The sequence below is a fragment of the Pseudomonas sp. 32A genome (assembly GCF_052682255.1).
Map to the genome: position 1 here is coordinate 5,499,262 of NZ_JBQYLY010000001.1, position 14,970 is coordinate 5,514,231.

General features: G+C 57.6%; 19 protein-coding genes and 1 tRNA gene. 6 read left to right on the forward strand and 14 right to left on the reverse strand.

Features of this window, described 5'->3' with window-relative positions:
• Positions 1-74 precede the first annotated feature (74 nt).
• Positions 75-746: a Bax inhibitor-1/YccA family protein gene (locus tag ACUN0G_RS25095; protein ID WP_445574566.1), complete on the reverse strand. Its 672-nt coding sequence runs from the start codon at positions 744-746 to the stop codon at positions 75-77.
• Between the two features lie 152 nt (positions 747-898).
• On the opposite strand from ACUN0G_RS25095, the gene ACUN0G_RS25100 reads away from it, so the two are divergent.
• Positions 899-989 (forward strand) — tRNA-Ser (locus ACUN0G_RS25100).
• A 116-nt stretch (positions 990-1,105) separates the two neighbouring features.
• On the opposite strand, the gene ACUN0G_RS25105 is transcribed toward ACUN0G_RS25100, so the two are convergent.
• Genes ACUN0G_RS25105 through ACUN0G_RS25115 form a run of 3 tightly spaced genes read right to left on the reverse strand, consistent with a single transcriptional unit; the run spans position 1,106 to position 2,623 of the window.
• A complete protein-coding gene (locus tag ACUN0G_RS25105) occupies positions 1,106-2,155 on the reverse strand; it encodes a tyrosine-type recombinase/integrase (RefSeq protein WP_445574567.1) in 1,050 nt (349 codons plus the stop codon).
• Between the two features lies 1 nt (position 2,156).
• Positions 2,157-2,399 carry a DUF4224 domain-containing protein gene (locus tag ACUN0G_RS25110; protein ID WP_056861735.1) on the reverse strand — a complete coding sequence of 81 codons (243 nt, stop codon included), beginning with the start codon at positions 2,397-2,399 and terminating at the stop codon, positions 2,157-2,159.
• Positions 2,400-2,401: 2 nt separating this feature from the next.
• Positions 2,402-2,623 carry a hypothetical protein gene (locus tag ACUN0G_RS25115; RefSeq protein WP_445574568.1) on the reverse strand — a complete coding sequence of 74 codons (222 nt, stop codon included), beginning with the start codon at positions 2,621-2,623 and terminating at the stop codon, positions 2,402-2,404.
• Between the two features lie 155 nt (positions 2,624-2,778).
• Here ACUN0G_RS25115 and ACUN0G_RS25120 point away from each other — a divergent pair, with 155 nt between their 5' ends.
• Positions 2,779-2,970, forward strand: a complete 192-nt coding sequence (locus ACUN0G_RS25120; protein WP_177020022.1) for a hypothetical protein — start codon at positions 2,779-2,781, stop codon at positions 2,968-2,970.
• 36 nt (positions 2,971-3,006) lie between these two features.
• Here the strand turns inward: ACUN0G_RS25120 and ACUN0G_RS25125 are convergent, their stop codons facing one another.
• The 4 genes from ACUN0G_RS25125 to ACUN0G_RS25140 are packed head-to-tail and all read right to left on the reverse strand — an operon-like array spanning position 3,007 to position 5,347.
• Complete coding sequence (locus ACUN0G_RS25125; protein ID WP_445574569.1) at positions 3,007-3,387, reverse strand: hypothetical protein; 381 nt, start codon at positions 3,385-3,387, stop codon at positions 3,007-3,009.
• Positions 3,388-3,436: 49 nt separating this feature from the next.
• On the reverse strand, positions 3,437-4,531 hold the full coding sequence (locus tag ACUN0G_RS25130; RefSeq protein WP_445574570.1) for a DNA-methyltransferase: 1,095 nt from the start codon (positions 4,529-4,531) through the stop codon (positions 3,437-3,439).
• A 49-nt stretch (positions 4,532-4,580) separates the two neighbouring features.
• The gene (locus ACUN0G_RS25135) at positions 4,581-4,916 is read right to left on the reverse strand and encodes a hypothetical protein (protein WP_445574571.1); all 336 of its coding nucleotides are present in this window, start codon (positions 4,914-4,916) and stop codon (positions 4,581-4,583) included.
• A complete protein-coding gene (locus ACUN0G_RS25140) occupies positions 4,916-5,347 on the reverse strand; it encodes a hypothetical protein (protein WP_445574572.1) in 432 nt (143 codons plus the stop codon). The genes ACUN0G_RS25135 and ACUN0G_RS25140 overlap by 1 nt, the downstream gene beginning before the upstream one ends.
• Positions 5,348-6,032: 685 nt before the next feature.
• On the opposite strand from ACUN0G_RS25140, the gene ACUN0G_RS25145 reads away from it, so the two are divergent.
• Positions 6,033-6,287, forward strand: a complete 255-nt coding sequence (locus tag ACUN0G_RS25145) for a hypothetical protein (RefSeq protein WP_445574573.1) — start codon at positions 6,033-6,035, stop codon at positions 6,285-6,287.
• Between the two features lie 346 nt (positions 6,288-6,633).
• On the opposite strand, the gene ACUN0G_RS25150 is transcribed toward ACUN0G_RS25145, so the two are convergent.
• Entirely contained in the window at positions 6,634-8,691 is a 2,058-nt protein-coding gene (locus ACUN0G_RS25150; protein WP_445574574.1) for a DNA cytosine methyltransferase, read from the reverse strand.
• A gap of 83 nt (positions 8,692-8,774) precedes the next feature.
• On the opposite strand from ACUN0G_RS25150, the gene ACUN0G_RS25155 reads away from it, so the two are divergent.
• The gene (locus ACUN0G_RS25155; protein ID WP_445574575.1) at positions 8,775-9,008 is read left to right on the forward strand and encodes a hypothetical protein; all 234 of its coding nucleotides are present in this window, start codon (positions 8,775-8,777) and stop codon (positions 9,006-9,008) included.
• Between the two features lie 58 nt (positions 9,009-9,066).
• A complete protein-coding gene (locus ACUN0G_RS25160; RefSeq protein ID WP_445574576.1) occupies positions 9,067-9,288 on the forward strand; it encodes a hypothetical protein in 222 nt (73 codons plus the stop codon).
• 65 nt (positions 9,289-9,353) lie between these two features.
• On the opposite strand, the gene ACUN0G_RS25165 is transcribed toward ACUN0G_RS25160, so the two are convergent.
• Positions 9,354-9,668 carry a hypothetical protein gene (locus ACUN0G_RS25165; protein ID WP_445574577.1) on the reverse strand — a complete coding sequence of 105 codons (315 nt, stop codon included), beginning with the start codon at positions 9,666-9,668 and terminating at the stop codon, positions 9,354-9,356.
• Here ACUN0G_RS25165 and ACUN0G_RS25170 point away from each other — a divergent pair.
• Positions 9,667-9,813 (forward strand): hypothetical protein, encoded by a 147-nt coding sequence (locus ACUN0G_RS25170; protein ID WP_445574578.1) that lies wholly within the window; start codon positions 9,667-9,669, stop codon positions 9,811-9,813. The genes ACUN0G_RS25165 and ACUN0G_RS25170 overlap by 2 nt on opposite strands.
• A gap of 177 nt (positions 9,814-9,990) precedes the next feature.
• Here the strand turns inward: ACUN0G_RS25170 and ACUN0G_RS25175 are convergent, their stop codons facing one another.
• From ACUN0G_RS25175 to bet, 4 genes are read right to left on the reverse strand one after another with little or no spacing between them, the layout of a single operon-like run.
• The gene (locus ACUN0G_RS25175) at positions 9,991-11,850 is read right to left on the reverse strand and encodes a hypothetical protein (protein ID WP_445574579.1); all 1,860 of its coding nucleotides are present in this window, start codon (positions 11,848-11,850) and stop codon (positions 9,991-9,993) included.
• Positions 11,822-12,391 carry a hypothetical protein gene (locus tag ACUN0G_RS25180; protein ID WP_445574580.1) on the reverse strand — a complete coding sequence of 190 codons (570 nt, stop codon included), beginning with the start codon at positions 12,389-12,391 and terminating at the stop codon, positions 11,822-11,824. Before ACUN0G_RS25180 ends, ACUN0G_RS25175 begins: the two co-directional genes overlap by 29 nt.
• Positions 12,388-14,016, reverse strand: coding sequence for a YqaJ viral recombinase family protein (locus ACUN0G_RS25185; RefSeq protein ID WP_445574581.1), 1,629 nt, complete (start codon positions 14,014-14,016; stop codon positions 12,388-12,390). The genes ACUN0G_RS25180 and ACUN0G_RS25185 overlap by 4 nt, the downstream gene beginning before the upstream one ends.
• Positions 14,013-14,819, reverse strand: a complete 807-nt coding sequence (gene bet, locus ACUN0G_RS25190) for a phage recombination protein Bet (protein ID WP_445575593.1) — start codon at positions 14,817-14,819, stop codon at positions 14,013-14,015. Before bet ends, ACUN0G_RS25185 begins: the two co-directional genes overlap by 4 nt.
• Between the last annotated feature and the right edge of the window lie 151 nt (positions 14,820-14,970).

Sequence of the window (14,970 nt, forward strand, 5' to 3'; positions counted from 1 at the left end):
CAAAACCTGTGGCAATGATAAAGCCGCGGGCAACAAAAAGCCCGCCGAAGCGGGCTTTTTACATGGGGCTAAGATCAGTCGTCGCGGCTCATGATGCCGAAGATCTGCAACAGGCTGATAAACAGGTTGTAGATCGATACATACAGGCTGATGGTGGCCATGATGTAGTTACGCTCGCCACCCTGGATGATCGCGCTGGTCTGGAACAGGATGCACGCCGAGGAGAACAGGACGAAACCGGCGCTGATCGCCAGCTGCAGGCCGCTGATCTGGAAGAACATGCCTGCCAGCACGGCAGCCAGCAACACGAAGAAACCGGCGGTGATGAAGCCACCCAGGAAGCTCATGTCCTTGCGGGAGATCAGCACGTAAGCCGACAGGCCGCCAAATACCAGGGCAGTCATGGCAAATGCCGAGCTGACCACTTCCGCGCCGCCGGCCATGCCGAGGTAACGGTTAAGGATCGGGCCGAGGATAAAGCCCATGAAACCGGTCAAGGCAAACGCCGACACCAGGCCCCAGGCCGAGTCGCGCAGCTTGTTGGTCAGGAAGAACAGACCATAGAAGCCGATCAACACGACGAAGATATTCGGGTAGCCGACCCGCATTTGCTGGGCCCCGAAGGCCATCACGCCGCTGAACGCGAGGGTGAGAGCAAGCAAGCCGTACGTATTGCGCAGGACGCGGCTAACTTCTAGCTGCTCAGCCTGCGCGTTTCCATTCACTGCGTAATTTTGTTCGCGCATGGCGACACTCCTTCAGTTTTGAAACATTCAGTCGCAAGGATCATAACAGACGCTCTGTAACAAGCGATGGCGAGAGTTTGACAGTGTGTTTCATTCGGGTATTATGGCGCCCGCTGAGACAGGATGGGCTATGCTAATCCTGTGTTGCATAAGGGAAATTGGCAGAGTGGTTGAATGCACCGGTCTTGAAAACCGGCGAACGTTAATAGCGTTCCCAGGGTTCGAATCCCTGGTTTCCCGCCAAATTAAACGATAAGGCCTCGATTATTCGGGGCTTTTTCGTATCTGGGGTTTGAGAAGGTTTCTTCTGCTTTTGGCTGGAGTTCCGAAACTTTCGGGTAGGGGTTCCGAAACTTTGCCTATTTTGACGGTTTCGCGGTCGCGCCAATCCTCCTGTAAACCCGCTTTGTGATCTCCTGTTTGCTGTGTCCCAGCAGCAGGCTGGCATCCCCGATATCGATGATTTCCGACGCGGCCTTCGGCCGGATGTCGCGGAACTGAAACCCTCCAATCTTTGCCGCGAGCAGCGGGTCGCCTTGCTCGATGGCGTTCTGCTTTGCTTTTTCCCGCGCCCTGTCCCAGCGCAAGCGCAACATCCCCTTCGTCATCCGCTTTCCGTGTCTGTTGATCAACAGGTACTTGGACGAATGACCGACATTCCTTTCGCTAATCTCCCTGACCAATCTCCCCAAGCTGTTTTCCCCGGCTTCCGTACGCATCAGGATTCGAAGCTTCTGGCCGGTCTTGCCTTGCGTTACCAGAAAGTAGTCGCCCTCGGTATCGTCGCTGCGCATGATCAGCACGTCAGCAGGCCGCTGTCCGGTCAAATAGCCCAGGTCCATGGCTTCCTTGAGTTCTTGTTCGGCAACCGCGTAGACGGCATCCCAAACAGCCGCGTTGGCGTAATAATCACGCGGCGCCTCCTTGTTTTTCCTGATGCCCTGGCAAGGGTTCTCCCGCTCCGTGAGCCCCCACTCCCTTGCCATGTTGAAAACGTGGGACAGGAGCGCGATCTCGCGGTTGGCACGAACCTTCGCTGAGCGGGCATCACGGTAACCGGCGATGTTGAACGGCGTAATTGAGTCGATAGGCGCCTCATCAAACGTTGGACGAAGCTGTTTCAGTTCGGCCATGTTGTCCTTCTGGGTCCGCTCTCCCTTTTTTGGGATGACGTCGCGCACGTATCGGTCGAAGATGCCCTTCATCGTTGTCAGATCGGCAGGCTTTTCTTTGGCCTCCAGTTCGGCCCACTTCAGCCGGGCTTTGCTCAGGTCAGTTCCAAGCGGAATCTCTTTTCCCGCAGAGTCACGATAGTAGTAGCCGATCCAGACCTTGCCATTTTTCCTTGGGCGCTTACGGCGCACCATTCCTGGCGGCAAGTCCCTGTTTTCCGTGTTTCGGGGGCGCATATCAGTTCACCTTGGAGAAGTCAGGCGTCCAAGGCTGGCGCGCCGGCGGAGGGTTAGGGTCTGCGATTGTGGCGTTCACCATGCCCAGCTTCATGCGGGCGAACATCCGGCCAACCAGCGGCCGGCCGCCACGGCTCTCGATGAACACCCAGTTCCGGTCCTTCAGCCACTTGCGCTGGTGCGAACGGTGCTTGTAACCAGTCAGGTCGGCGAGCTCGTCGTCCGACAGGATCTCTGCTTGCATACCTACCTCCGGCCGGCCGCCGCGGGCCGCGCTGTCTTGATGATGTGAACGACCAGGCTGAAGGTGATCAGCATCCAGCCGCAGGTGCCGGCGAAGGCGTAGAGGATGTCGGCTGTTTCGCCGTCCGCCAGAAGGCGTGGGCCGAGCCAAAAGAACCAGCAGCCGCTGCCGACCAGGTACAGCAAAGCGCCCAGCAGGATCAGGGTGAGTTTGATTTCGAACATGTGGTGTCCTTGCCGCGCCGGGCGGCTGCATGTGTAGCCCTCGGTTCCAAGGGCGATTCGTTTAATTGCGTGGGAAACATCCTCATCGTTTAAACGCGGATGAACATTTCTTTCTCTTGGGCTTTACTGCGGGCCTCAGCTAAAGGAGTAGGAACATGCGGGAAGTGATGAGGACGTTTGTAAGGTTGGTTTTGTTTACGTGTACGGCGCTGGTGTTGATCACCGGAAGCGCTTCGCATGTCGCGGGTGTGCCGCATGTTCTGGAGGCGATGGCCTATGCGGCGGTGCCTGCGGTAATGGTTGCGGGCGCGATTGAGGCGGTGGTGTTGACCAGGGACGCGGGTTAAGACTGGTTCTTGCCGCGCTGGGCGGCTGAAGGTGGGTTAGGGTTTGGCGGGGAACCACTCGGTGTCGTATTCGAACTGGCTAACCAGCTCGACCGAAAGGTGCGGGATCTCCCGCTCGAATCGCAGTGTCCCGTAGTGGTGATCGACGAAAGCCTTGGCTTCTTCGATGAAGCGCTCCTTGAAGATGCGCACCAGATGATCGGCCGCCTTCTCGAAGTCTTCCTCGCGGTAGTTACCCTCTGCGAGGCCGCCACGGCACACGCGCCAAACACAGCGCTTTGGCTGAGCTTCGGCCGCCTTGATCTTCTCGGCCATTTGGTCGCGGGCGTATTTCATCTGGTCCAAGGTGAGTGTTGCGACCCAGGCATCGGTGCCGATGCTTTGTTTATGGCCGAACTCGCATTTGATTTCAGGCATGGAAATACCTCGCCCGCCGCTCACCGGCAGGCATGTAGGGGGATTGGGGTTAGGCTGCTGGGTCTTGCACTGTGTCGCGGAAGACATCCATCTGCGCCGCACCGTCGAGCCAGGCGGCCGCGATCCGGCGTTCAGCCATTGCGGCATATTCCGGGTTCAGCTCGCACAAGATCGATTTGCGACCTTCCTGCATGGCGACCACCGCCGTAGTGCCGGCACCGCCGAAAGGGTCAAACACGATGCCGCCGAGTGGCGCGCCGGCCAGGATGCAAGGTCTAATCAGGTCCGGAGGGAAGGTCGCGAAGTGCGCCCCCTTGAAACCTTGCGTCGGCACCGTCCACACACTGCGCTTGTTACGAGTGTCCAAGGGCCACGCACTTTCCTCGCGCTCTGGCCGGTGTGTTCCCAGTGACTGTCCTGGGATAGGTTGCTCTCGCTTTGAATCATCGCGCTTGAAACTATCCCGCTTGCTGCGCACCGCTTTCATTGGGCCGTTTGACTTTCCGGGCACTCGATCACTGCCGCGCTGTTGCTCGAGATCCTGAGCCATTCGTGTGATCGAACTCAGCGCTACAGGCTCCCTGATCGCATCTTGGTCATAGTAATAGCGCGGTGACTTGCTCAAGAGAAACAGGTACTCGTGCGATTTTGTGCACCGGTCCCTGGTGGACTCAGGCATGGGGTTCGGCTTGTGCCAAATGATGTCCTGGCGCAGGTACCAGCCATCATCTTGAAGGGCGAATGCGAGGCGCCAGGGGATACCCATCAAGTCTTTCTGTTTGAGCCCTGCGGGCGGTGATCGTCGCGTGCCACGCAGCACCGCGCCGCGCGTAGCCTGAGAAACCATGTCGTGCTTACCTGCTGAACCACCAGGTGCGTATCCGCCTGCGATTGATGCGTATGTGTCGCCCATGTTCACCCAAACTGTCCCGTCATTGCGCAGAACCCGGCGCACTTCGCGGAACACTTCAACCAGGCGCTCGATAAATTCAGCGGGTGTTTCCTCCAGGCCGATCTGGCCGGCCATGCCGTAGTCCCGTAGCCCGTAGTAGGGCGGTGACGTGACACAGGTATTTACCGACTGGTCCTGCAGCGTCCGCATCGACTCAATGCAGTCGCCGATCAAAACGCGATGCTGTTTCATGGCCTTGGCCCCTTGTAGATGAAGACGTAGGCGAACCAGAGGGTCGCGGTCATAGTAGGTGTGCTCCTGCTTCTAGCAGGCCGTCCCGGTCTTCGCGCAGGCTGTCGCGCTCCTTGCGAAGCGTTTCGTTCTCGATGATCAGGGCGCGGATAGCGCCCGGGTTCGCGGCAGCTATGAATTCGGCCACCTCCTCAAGCCATATTCCGCTATTGCGCCCCACACCATGCCAAGCAACCGCCCAGCCTCGCGCGTCGTCAATCCCGTAGTTTTGCTCAGGGTGCGGCGGGAACTCCGACCCCATACCGTCGCGGTGCACAAACCAAGGGCTTGGCATTTGGCGGTCTGCATCCTCTGCCAGCCGTTTCAGTTCGGTGTGGTCGGTCATCAGCATTCGCTCCAGTTCATGGCCTGTATGTATTCGCACGGAACCATCAGGCGGTCGGGTGGCACCGTGCTTTTGGTCCTGATGTCGCCGAAATAGGCAATGGCGGCTTGGGCTCGCTCAAGCGACAGCTGGGCATGACGCACCTGCCAGGACTTGCGCTGCTTGTACGAGCGCAGCGCCAGGGCCTTATCGGTGTAGGCGAATCGCCGGCCGTACTCCCCGCCATCCTTCAGGACACGCTTGCGGTACTGCTTCAGCAGGGACTCTCGCTGCGAGCCACCGAAGAGGTTGTTGTGGAATTCGTCCACGATGTACCAGCACTGATCGGTTTCGCCGATAACCACGTACTTTTTGCAGGTGACTTCCAGGCCTTTCGGGTCGAGCTCGTCGACGTAGCGATAATGGTCCGGGCCGAGTTTTATCTTTTCCATGGTCGAGCTCGTCCTTGCCGCTATAGCGGCTGACTTTGAAGGGAGAGGGAGTGTTGTTTGAATAAAATCGGGCAATGAAACTGGAAGCAAAATCGGCTATCTTTCGCGGCTGGAATGCAACTCAAAAAGGATGCGAAAACATATGCGGTCGAAAACTTCGTTGGTATTGGTAGGGCAGGCAGTCTTGTTCATATGCTTACTCGCGACCGGTTGTTCAACCCAGAAAAACTCAAATTCATTACCGAAGCTTTCAGGTTCGCAAGGCACGCTTAAGATCGCGGAGCAGGCAATTTCGGCATATGAGCGAGGAGATAAAGGGCGATGGCAGGCACTGCTATGCCTAAAGTCAGTGGATGACCCTCTGACCGGTTGGAATCAAATACGCTCATTGGTTGGTGATATTTCTAACGTTAGATTGGTAAGGGTATCTGAGGCATCAGACGCCGCTAATGGATATAGCGAGGATGGCTTTACCCGTGTTGTTTATGAAGTTCAGTCGCAGAATTACCCTTTGAAAAAGCTACTCCTGAAGTTTTTCCCTGTTGAAAACGATCAATGTGTTGGGTTGGTTTATTAACCGGACTATAGGTGGCGCTGCCTGCTGATTCCTGCCGGGCCATGCCCGGGCGGTGGAGGGTGGTGAGGGATCAGCTACAGTTCAGCGATCAGCCAAACGGAGGTGGTGATGGACAACTACGTGTGCGTGATCTGTGGCGGCAAAGGTAAGGAGATGAATGCCGCTGGTGAGTTCAGAGATGTTGAGTGTCCCGAATGCGGGAAGTACCTGATGTCGAGAACGGTACTTAAACAAATGCAGGTCCTGAAAAAACGCTTAAACATACCTGCTACAAGGGCCTGCATAAATGGGTTCATCGCGGCTGGTAAGCCTGCCGTGATTTCTGTAGCCGAGGTGGCGGTCTACCAGCTCTTCGCGACCTAACCCGACAGGGGCACGCTTTGTTCACGGCTACGATGCCGCTGCATAAGCTCCCGTAAGTAAGGTACGGGGGTGCGCTGGGCGCGCAAGCAGCTTGGCGACCAGTCGCCAGAACAGGTTGATCACGGGGAGTCCTTGCCGGGCCATGCCCGGGCGGTGGAGTGGATTGATTTGAACTGCTGATTCCACCAGGTGCCGAAACAGCTACCACCCAGAGGACATCGCGATGACTGACGAAAAAAAGAAAGAACAGCCCGAGCAAGAAATCCCGGCACATTCCACCGAGGAAGAACGGGAGCGTCTGAAGGACTTCAACAAAGACGGCATACCGCCTGGCGCTTGCTGATCCTCAAGCCGCGCGTGCTTGGCGTTCTTCGGCGCGCCACGGATCGTTGGCCCGTGCCAGCGCAGCCATCGGCGGCGGGCTTACGCTGTTGCCGCACATGTGCACCTGTTGTGTCTTGGTGAACAGCTTGCCGTCGGCGCCGTGGCTGATGATGTAATCAGCGGGGAAGCCCTGAGCCTTGTACAGCTCGGAGGGCTTCAGCATCCGCAGGCAGATGTCGACGATCACATAGGGCGTGCCCTTCACCATCACTGTGACCATGGCCAGGCGGTCCTTGGTGGTGATCGTCGGCGCCGGCGAGTCGCAAGCGCTGATGTTCTCGGTACCGTAGTAGCTGATCAGGAAAGCGGCCACGCGGAGGGCACCGGCTTCGTGTTCCGGCGAAAGGGTGAGCGATACCAGCGAACTCTTGCCCCCGCCACCGGCAGTAATGGTCGGCGCCGGTTCCTCCAGGCCCTGGCCAATGCTGCCGCCGAATGCACGCTCCATGAATGCGCTGACCAACCCGTGGTGCTGGCCACCGGCGCTGACGGTGTGCAGCGGGTCGTTCACGTCCCGTGCATCGCAGTTGCCGTGCAAGTGCACCAGGCTCGCCGCCACCAGCTGTTGCTGGCTACCGGTGTTGGTCACTGTGGTCATCGGGTCGTCGATGCTCTTGGCGACGGTGGTGTTAAAGCCGCCATTCATCTGGGCAATGAACACCGTAGAAATTCCCATGGCCTGGGCGGCACCTGCCGGGCGCTGATAGTTGCCGCCGCTGGTGATGGTCGGCAGTGGTTCGTCCAGCGCCTTGCCCGCGTCATTGAAGCGAAACTTCACAAGGTGCGCGGCTGCCAGAGCGTGCTTCACGCCGCCGGCGACCACGGTGCCCAGTGGTTGATCCAGACCTGGTACTCGCGGTTCCTGGCCCGGCCGCTCGCCGTACCCCGACTGAATCAGCGTTGCACTGATCAGGGTCAGCTCGCCGCGGTTTGCGCAGGTCACTGTCGGCAGCGGTTCAAGTGGGTCATTGATCCGGTCGCTGCCTTGGTGGGTTGCCGGGGCAATGATCGGGCTGACCACCGAGAAGGCGCCGCCCTTCGGGTAGGAAGTGACGGTGCGCAGCGGCTCGTCGGCAGACTGCACCGTTTCCCCAGACCAGTTGGCTATCGGCACAATGAACGGCGCCGGGTTGTCGATGACAAACTTCTTCATGCCCTTGGCAACGCGGCGCAGGGTGGCCGGGGCCAGGTCTTTCTTGCGGCCGAAGATGCTTTTGCCCAGGTCGGAAAAGTCGATGCAGTCAGCGGCTGTTTTCCACTTCTGCTGGCCCTTGGTGGGGTTCTTGGCGTGGGTTGGTTCCGGCCACACAATCGGTTGCCCGTCGCACCGGGCAATCATGAACAGGCGTTCTCGGCTGGTCGGCGCGCCGAAGTCGCACGCCTTGATCACTTTCCATTCAACGACATAGCCCATGCCTTCCAGCAAGGCGACGAAGCGGCGCCAGGTGCGGCCGCGCTGCTTTGGATCAGGAATTAGGAACTGCTGACAAACCGGCACGACCTCGCCAGGTGCAGCGACATTGCCGTCCAGCTTAACCACGCGCCCGGTGGTCTTGTCGCGCTTGGCGATCAGTCGGCCCCACTGCAGGATCTGCTTCACGTTCTCCAGGCTGATTACCCGGGGGCGCTTCTTGCCTCCCCACTTGAGGCCGATCCACGACAGGTTGCGGATCTCGCGCTTCCGCGGTTGGCCGCCGGCCGCTTGGCTGTGGTGCGTGCAGTCCGGCGACATGTGGAACCAGCCGACGGCCTTGCCGCCGCATTCGGTGTCGGGATCACCTTCAAACACGTCGGTGGTGAAGTGCCGGGCGCCGGGATGGTTCACGGTGTGCATGCTGATCGCTTGCGGGCTGTGGTTTTTCGCCACATTTACCGTGCGGCCCAGGCCAATCTCCAGGCCGGTACCGGCACCGCCACCACCGCAGAAGAAGTCGACAACGATCTCATCGTCCTGAGGGTTGAAGCCGAGTCCGTATTGGGTTTTGAAATCGAAGGGGTGTTTCTTCTGTTGTGCGGACATAAGGGGAACCTCGCTTAACCAAAGTTAGTCTCTGTTGAAGAAGTTAGAGATGAGCGACTGACGCTCACGAAAGGAGATGCGGTATGAGATGGATTTTGAAAATCACGAGCCCTATCGGCGAAGTGTTTTACAGCGAAGCGAAAAGTGGTGATGGAAATCGGCGTCTTTGCATCGATCCTCGGCACGCAGAACAGTTCGAGAGTCGGTCCGATATTGAATCGGCAATCATCTACTTTCAGCTTCTGTGGGAATTCAGGCATCATCAGCACGAGGCTGTAGCGCTTGATCGGCTAGGTGATCAAGTTCAGTTGGCCTGATATCGTTGATATGGGGTATTACGGGTGACCGGCATGGAGCCGGATCAAGGAGTTTGATGTGGAATTAGAAGATCGGGTTGAGGCGCTGGAGTACTTGGTATGTGTTCTGGCTCAGCAGGCTAATAGGAATGCAGGTCTTATGGGTGGGGTAGGGCAACAGATTTCTGATGCGATGTTCATGGACATGATCGAAACAGAAAAGCGAGAAAAAATCGAGGAGGCTCTAAGGGTTATTCTTCGCAAGGTCAGAAACAACCAGTCTGGCATGAGTCTCACGTAGGTTAATTAAATCGATCCCCCCCGAGTTGCGCAGAGTCATCAGCGCTCTTGCAGTAATGGAAATGGTTATGTTTCCTCGGCGTCGAGACGTGATGCTTGGCGCTGGCCATGGCTGTAGAGTTGATGCGCCACGTTTTCGTCAACGACGATTTCGTGGCGCGGATAACGTAAGAACTCGATCAGTTCGTTTTCGCTCATCAAATCCATCTTCATGATGGCGATCTGCAAAACCTCGCTGATGATCGGCGCCTTGCTGCGTAGCCGAATACGCTCCATGGCCTGCTCGATACCCGGCCTGACCTTGTGCCGCAACTCCTTCTCCGCGACCGCCAGGCGCTTCTGCGCAGCCTTAGCCGATCGTTCCTGCACAGTCTTGGCCATGGCCTACCTCTTCGATTTCATGGGCTGGCAAATCAAGCCATACCTGCCGCCGGCGTTGTCGCACCTGGTGATGCGGTTCACGCGGGCAACAGGTGTGAATTTTTCTATGTTGCTATGTTGTGCCATTGACATGGATCCGGGCTGACCAATCTGCTATTTGGCCGGCCCGGATCCAGTCTTTTCGGTACTTGGATATGAGGAACAACAGTTACCGCTATGAGCTATTGCAGCCCGTCACCGTATCGACAATATCAAGGTAGTGGCATGAGCCTTCTCATTGCTTTTGAATGTCGGGATGCCACTCCTCAATGGTTTCCGAGTGTCAGGCGATGTAGCTTGCGTCCGTGATGTTATTCAACGTTTGGGATGTGGTGGTGGCATCGGGAGCCGCCACTTTAAAACCCACTGTAGAAATGTTGCCTAGCAATGAACACTTTGTTGCACTGCCGATGGTGACAATTGACCCTCCTGATGCAGGCGGAAGATTAAATGTGTTCATCGCGAATCGTGTTGAGCTTGGATTGTTGATCAACAAAGACCCGTTGGCCCGCGTGGTTTGGTTGATTACGCTATTGTCGAAAAACTCAGACAATCCAAGGCCTCCTATAGTCCCTAAGTAAAACGACCATTCCGTAACATTGATCGTGTTGCCTCTAGCCCTAAGCCCCTTCCATGCAGAGGTCCCGGTGCCCGCTACAGCGGAGGAGGCAGTAATGTGGTTGTTAAGCAAGTCGATGTTTTTAACGGCCGCGCTTATCTGGATTCCGGTATTGATGGACGTAATATTGTTGCCGACAAACCTTGCCTGTGGTGTTTGCCAGTCAATACCAATTGAGCCTCCGCTGATGCTATTTCCTTCAATCAGGGGAGGCTGTGTCGCTGTATTGAGCTGGGACCTGATACCGATGGCATTTATGGACAGCAACTTCAGGACGTTATTCGAAATGATAATTTGGCCGTCGTGTGTAAAGCCCGTGACCGAACCGATGCTTATCGCGACAGTGAACGAGCCTTGCAAACTATTGGAAGATGCAATCAGTCTGTCAGTGCCGCTGTTAAAGAAAATGCCTAGTTGCTGTATTCCCGTAATGTTGTTTCCAGTAATAATACAGTCGCGGCTTGCGACGATTGTCGCATCCGGAAGTAATGGTTGCCCGTTCAAGCCTATGTTTGACGACTCTACTTTGCAGAAGTGCAGGACATTGTTACCAGTGTTGTTGCTGATGGTTCCCCCGCGAGTCCCCTGGGAGAAGTCTATGCAAAAGCCGCCAGTCAAGGACTCAAAGTTATTACTCGTGGCTCGGGGGCGATAACAGTTGGTAGCGACCATGCCGTGAACGACAATATTTCGAAGGTCACAGGCTTCTATCCAGATGTTCGAGCAGTACTTGGATCCAGTGGGGTCCAATGCGTACTGGCGACCGCCGAGCAAACCGATCAACTGCCCATCTAGGGTGCAGTTCTTAAGCCCAACATCGTCAACCGACCCATCAGCAATTGGATCGATGAGAATCGCAGAGTAGCCGCCCGTGAATTTGATGCCTGAGATCACGATATTCTTGGCGTTAACTACTCTGAAAAAGGCCTGCTTGGTAGTGTTGCCCCAGATTAATTCCGAGCACGCACCTTCTCCTGTAACGTTCTGACCGGTGCTTAGTGTCACGGCGGAGGTCCGATTCGGCTCCCGCGCTTCCGGGTAGACAGCTGCCGGTCCAATCGGCGCTACCTTGTATCGGCCAGACGGAATATGCACAGGTAGTCCAGTGCTGAAGCAAGCCAGGTACCCGGGGGTATCGTCAGTGATTCCGTCGCCCTTGCAGCCGAACTGTTTGAGGGTAAAATGCGTAGTTTGGCAAAGCTTCCAACGGTAAGTGCCGTTGTCACCAACGATCACGCTTCCTTTATTGTCCGGTGTAGTGACATCGTCGGGATCCCTGCGATAGACACCTCCACCTCCATCTCCAGGCACGTAATATCCAAGCACATAAACCGCATCACTCGCCGTTGTAACGAGTGCCTTAAGAGCTGAGATATTGTCGACGACCTGACTGGTGATACCGGCTGCGTTAATGTTTTCTAGCATTTCCTTTGCTCCTTGCTTATGGGGTTTTGCTTGTTTGCGATGTTCGAAATCTAGCGTTTCCGGCATATTTCTACGATCGTTTTGGGTAATCGATTCCATTGGCGGCGATGATCCGTTCGAAGGCCTTGTTGCCGATCGCCAGCCTGCCGCAGCACTGGCGTCGGGTGATGCCCAGCTCCAGGAAGGCCCGAATCCGTTCGGCGTACTTCGCGTCGCGGGCCTGGACATGCTCGCTTCGAGCTGCGTCGTTGGCACCGCCCCGGGTTGGCTTCTTGAAGGTGATGCCGTACTCCTTCGCGAAGCTGTAGAGGGTGCGCCGGCTCAGGCCCAGGGCTACCGATGCTTCCGTCTGCGTGTGCGTGGCTCCCAGTTCCCGAATACGTTCGGCAAGCTCGTCGCGTTCCTGCTGGCGTATATCTTTTGAGTGCAGGGGCAGGGGAGTCGCTTCAACCCGCCGGCGGACAAACGGCTTCGGTGCCGGCGGCGTCTGGTTGCTGTAGGTGATGGGTTTGGGCTTATACCTGACGGGTGCCGCTTCTTCGATTTGGCCGCCGCTGGCCAGGAACTGTGCGACCTGGGCCGCCAGTTCATCCGAGGCCGGGCGTAGTGCCTCGACCAGGCTGAGGTGGTTGCTGATCATGCTGCCGCCTTGGCCAGCGTCACCCCGGCCATGCTGAAGATTGAACCCTGCGCTGCGACCATCGCGTCGAGCGCTTCCCAGTTGACCAAGAGGACGGTGATAGGCGCCTGACCATAAGCCACTGCTTTCACCAAAGCCTCGAAGTCCGTTACATTGGCCTGCAGCGCTACCTGCTCCACCGATTGGGTCGTTACCGGCTTTGTGGCCTGGGCCACAGGTGCCGCAGTCTGGGCCGGTGCCGCGCGGGCAGGCTCTGGCGTCGCCACCTTCTCCACGACCGGCTCTGGCTTGATGGCCGCCAGGCGCTGGGCTTCCTGTTCTTCAGCAATGCGCTTCGCGTCGGCCTTTTCCTTCTCCGCCTTCTGGTGTTCGGAGATTCGGAATTTGATCAGCGTCACCAGGTCATCGTTGGCTTTGGTGACCAGCTGCTGCACGTCGCTGAACAAGAAGGCGTAATCAACGGCGAGCTCCGCCAGGCTGGTCAGGTTCAATCGAATGCCGTCCGCTGCCTGACTTGCGTCGATCTTCGCCCGGGCCAGCTCGGTATCTACTGCGTCCTGGAGACTGGCGATGGTCCGCTTGTTCTTCATGGCGCCGGCGAAGTCCGAAACGACATGAGGCAGTGTGACTTTGCCCAGCGTCTTGTTGATTGCGGCGATGTGATCCGCCAACGCCAGTTCGGCTTTTTGCTTGATGTTGGTCTTCACCAGCAGCTCTTGAGCCTTCACCAGCTTGTCGACCTTCAGGCGAGTCTCGCGGGCATGGGCGCTGATGCGATCCAGCGACGAAAACAGCTCGTCGATGCTTTGGGTCTGCGACAGGGCCTGCTTCTTGGCGGCCGCGACAGCCTCTTCAACATCACCGCACCACTTGACTGCCTTCTTCGCGTCAGCGAAGTCCTGGTCGGTGGAGAGCGTGGTTTTAACCGAGTCGATGACCGCCAGGGCCGAGTCTTCAAACACCTTCAGGTTGCTGGCGGTGACCATGCCGGTCAGCTCGATGCGCAGCGCTGGCAGCTCATCAGGTGCCTTGCCGACGACGATTGAAGGCGCGTCGGCCATGTCGAAGTTGACCAGGTCTGCCTCGAACTGTTTCCAGCCCTCGATCAACTGGGCAGCGCGCCCGGCTACCGGCCGGTATTCCATGTGCACGAAGTTCTCCGGCGTGCCGTCCGAGCAAACAAAGATGACCCGCTCAGCGCCGCTCACCAGCAGTTGCTGCTCAAGCTGCCAGTAGTAGTGCGGAGCCAGGTCGCCCGCTTTCACCTGGGCCACGACCGACTCATTCCACAGTTTGTGCTCGAACAGTGTCTCGCCGAGCATCGTGGCGCCGTCCATGGAAGCTAGCAGGTTGCCCTCGGTGGCAACGATCGGATAAAGCTCTTCGCCGATCAGTGCTTCGGCCAGCGGCCGGGCCATGGCTTCGGTTGCGTGGCCTTTGTCGAAGATGAACTGCTGAGACGGCGTGACATCGGGCGTGATGCCGGTCTTTTTGGCTGCCAGCAGTTCCGTGCGGGTTTGGTACTTAGAGGCGCCCATCATTGCCGGGGCTTCGGAGGCGGTGCGGAACTTGGCGCGAAGCGCAAGCCACTCGGCGGAGCCTTGAGCTACGTTGTGAATTTTCATGCTATATCTCCATCGAGGGCTTTGAGGCTGGTGATTTTTTCAATCTGCGCCGGGCTCAGCGTGTACTTGCTGCTGATGGTCGCAATGAGGTGTTCAGGACTGGTTCGGTTCGAGTCGATAAGTGGCTGCCACTTCACGATGTTCTCGGCCAGCAGATCGTCGGAGTAGGCGGGCAGCGCTTCCGGTTCAGGCTGGGCTTGCTGTCGTGGGCTGACATCGCGCGCCGGCTCCTCGAACGCTTTGCCTTCCATCTCGTCGGCCGTTGGCGCTGATCCAACTTCAGGGAATGCTTTGCGCAGGGCCTGGGCCTCGGCGCATTTGGCGAGCTGGGCAAATGCTCGACGCTTCCACATGGCGTTGGGCGCCGCGGTGTCCTTGCCCGATGTCGCGTAGTTTTCAAGCCAGCGTTCATTGGCCGTGTATTCGGCAACCAGGCCGTTGCTCATCTGCCGCTTGACGGTCACGCGGCACCATTCGGGATACGTGACTTCGACGCCGCTCAGCTTCGCCGTTACTGGAGGACCATATTCAGGCTCGCTGATTCCGGCGTACTGGCCGGTACGTGCCGCTTGAATGCGGTACAGGCCGATGCCAGGCATCACCGTGTCCTGCATCTTTTTCGTCTTCGAGTTCCAGATCGGGACGATGTGCACCGGCTTCAGCATTGGGTCCAGGTGAGCGGCCTGGCAGTAAGCCAACACCATCACTACAGAGTTCTTTTCTGCGCCGGGGTAGAGACTGCTGCTCAGCACTTCAACGAGCGCGGCCTCCGACATCGCAGGCGTGTTGTCGTCCTGCTTGATTACTGCGGACATGGGGAATCCTTGCCGCGATGCTCGCAGCGATTGAAGGTGTTGGTTATTGAGTGATTCGATCAGCGAGGGCGCTGAGCAACATCAGGAAGGTGAAGAGGGCGAGGACCGGGAAAGAGCCGCGCCAGATCAGTAGGCGCCT

What these genes read in the sequence shown, in the direction of transcription:
- ACUN0G_RS25185 (WP_445574581.1), bottom strand. Translation starts at nt 14,016, where the DNA reads ATGAAAATTCACAACGTAGCTCAAGGCTCCGCCGAGTGGCTTGCGCTT.
- ACUN0G_RS25155 (WP_445574575.1), top strand. Translation starts at nt 8,775, where the DNA reads ATGAGATGGATTTTGAAAATCACGAGCCCTATCGGCGAAGTGTTTTAC.
- ACUN0G_RS25140 (WP_445574572.1), bottom strand. Translation starts at nt 5,347, where the DNA reads ATGGAAAAGATAAAACTCGGCCCGGACCATTATCGCTACGTCGACGAG.
- ACUN0G_RS25125 (WP_445574569.1), bottom strand. Translation starts at nt 3,387, where the DNA reads ATGCCTGAAATCAAATGCGAGTTCGGCCATAAACAAAGCATCGGCACC.
- ACUN0G_RS25135 (WP_445574571.1), bottom strand. Translation starts at nt 4,916, where the DNA reads ATGACCGACCACACCGAACTGAAACGGCTGGCAGAGGATGCAGACCGC.
- ACUN0G_RS25095 (WP_445574566.1), bottom strand. Translation starts at nt 746, where the DNA reads ATGCGCGAACAAAATTACGCAGTGAATGGAAACGCGCAGGCTGAGCAG.
- ACUN0G_RS25105 (WP_445574567.1), bottom strand. Translation starts at nt 2,155, where the DNA reads ATGCGCCCCCGAAACACGGAAAACAGGGACTTGCCGCCAGGAATGGTG.
- ACUN0G_RS25115 (WP_445574568.1), bottom strand. Translation starts at nt 2,623, where the DNA reads ATGTTCGAAATCAAACTCACCCTGATCCTGCTGGGCGCTTTGCTGTAC.
- ACUN0G_RS25145 (WP_445574573.1), top strand. Translation starts at nt 6,033, where the DNA reads ATGGACAACTACGTGTGCGTGATCTGTGGCGGCAAAGGTAAGGAGATG.
- ACUN0G_RS25180 (WP_445574580.1), bottom strand. Translation starts at nt 12,391, where the DNA reads ATGATCAGCAACCACCTCAGCCTGGTCGAGGCACTACGCCCGGCCTCG.
- ACUN0G_RS25120 (WP_177020022.1), top strand. Translation starts at nt 2,779, where the DNA reads ATGCGGGAAGTGATGAGGACGTTTGTAAGGTTGGTTTTGTTTACGTGT.
- ACUN0G_RS25150 (WP_445574574.1), bottom strand. Translation starts at nt 8,691, where the DNA reads ATGTCCGCACAACAGAAGAAACACCCCTTCGATTTCAAAACCCAATAC.
- ACUN0G_RS25165 (WP_445574577.1), bottom strand. Translation starts at nt 9,668, where the DNA reads ATGGCCAAGACTGTGCAGGAACGATCGGCTAAGGCTGCGCAGAAGCGC.
- ACUN0G_RS25175 (WP_445574579.1), bottom strand. Translation starts at nt 11,850, where the DNA reads ATGGAATCGATTACCCAAAACGATCGTAGAAATATGCCGGAAACGCTA.
- ACUN0G_RS25130 (WP_445574570.1), bottom strand. Translation starts at nt 4,531, where the DNA reads ATGAAACAGCATCGCGTTTTGATCGGCGACTGCATTGAGTCGATGCGG.
- ACUN0G_RS25110 (WP_056861735.1), bottom strand. Translation starts at nt 2,399, where the DNA reads ATGCAAGCAGAGATCCTGTCGGACGACGAGCTCGCCGACCTGACTGGT.
- ACUN0G_RS25170 (WP_445574578.1), top strand. Translation starts at nt 9,667, where the DNA reads ATGGCCTACCTCTTCGATTTCATGGGCTGGCAAATCAAGCCATACCTG.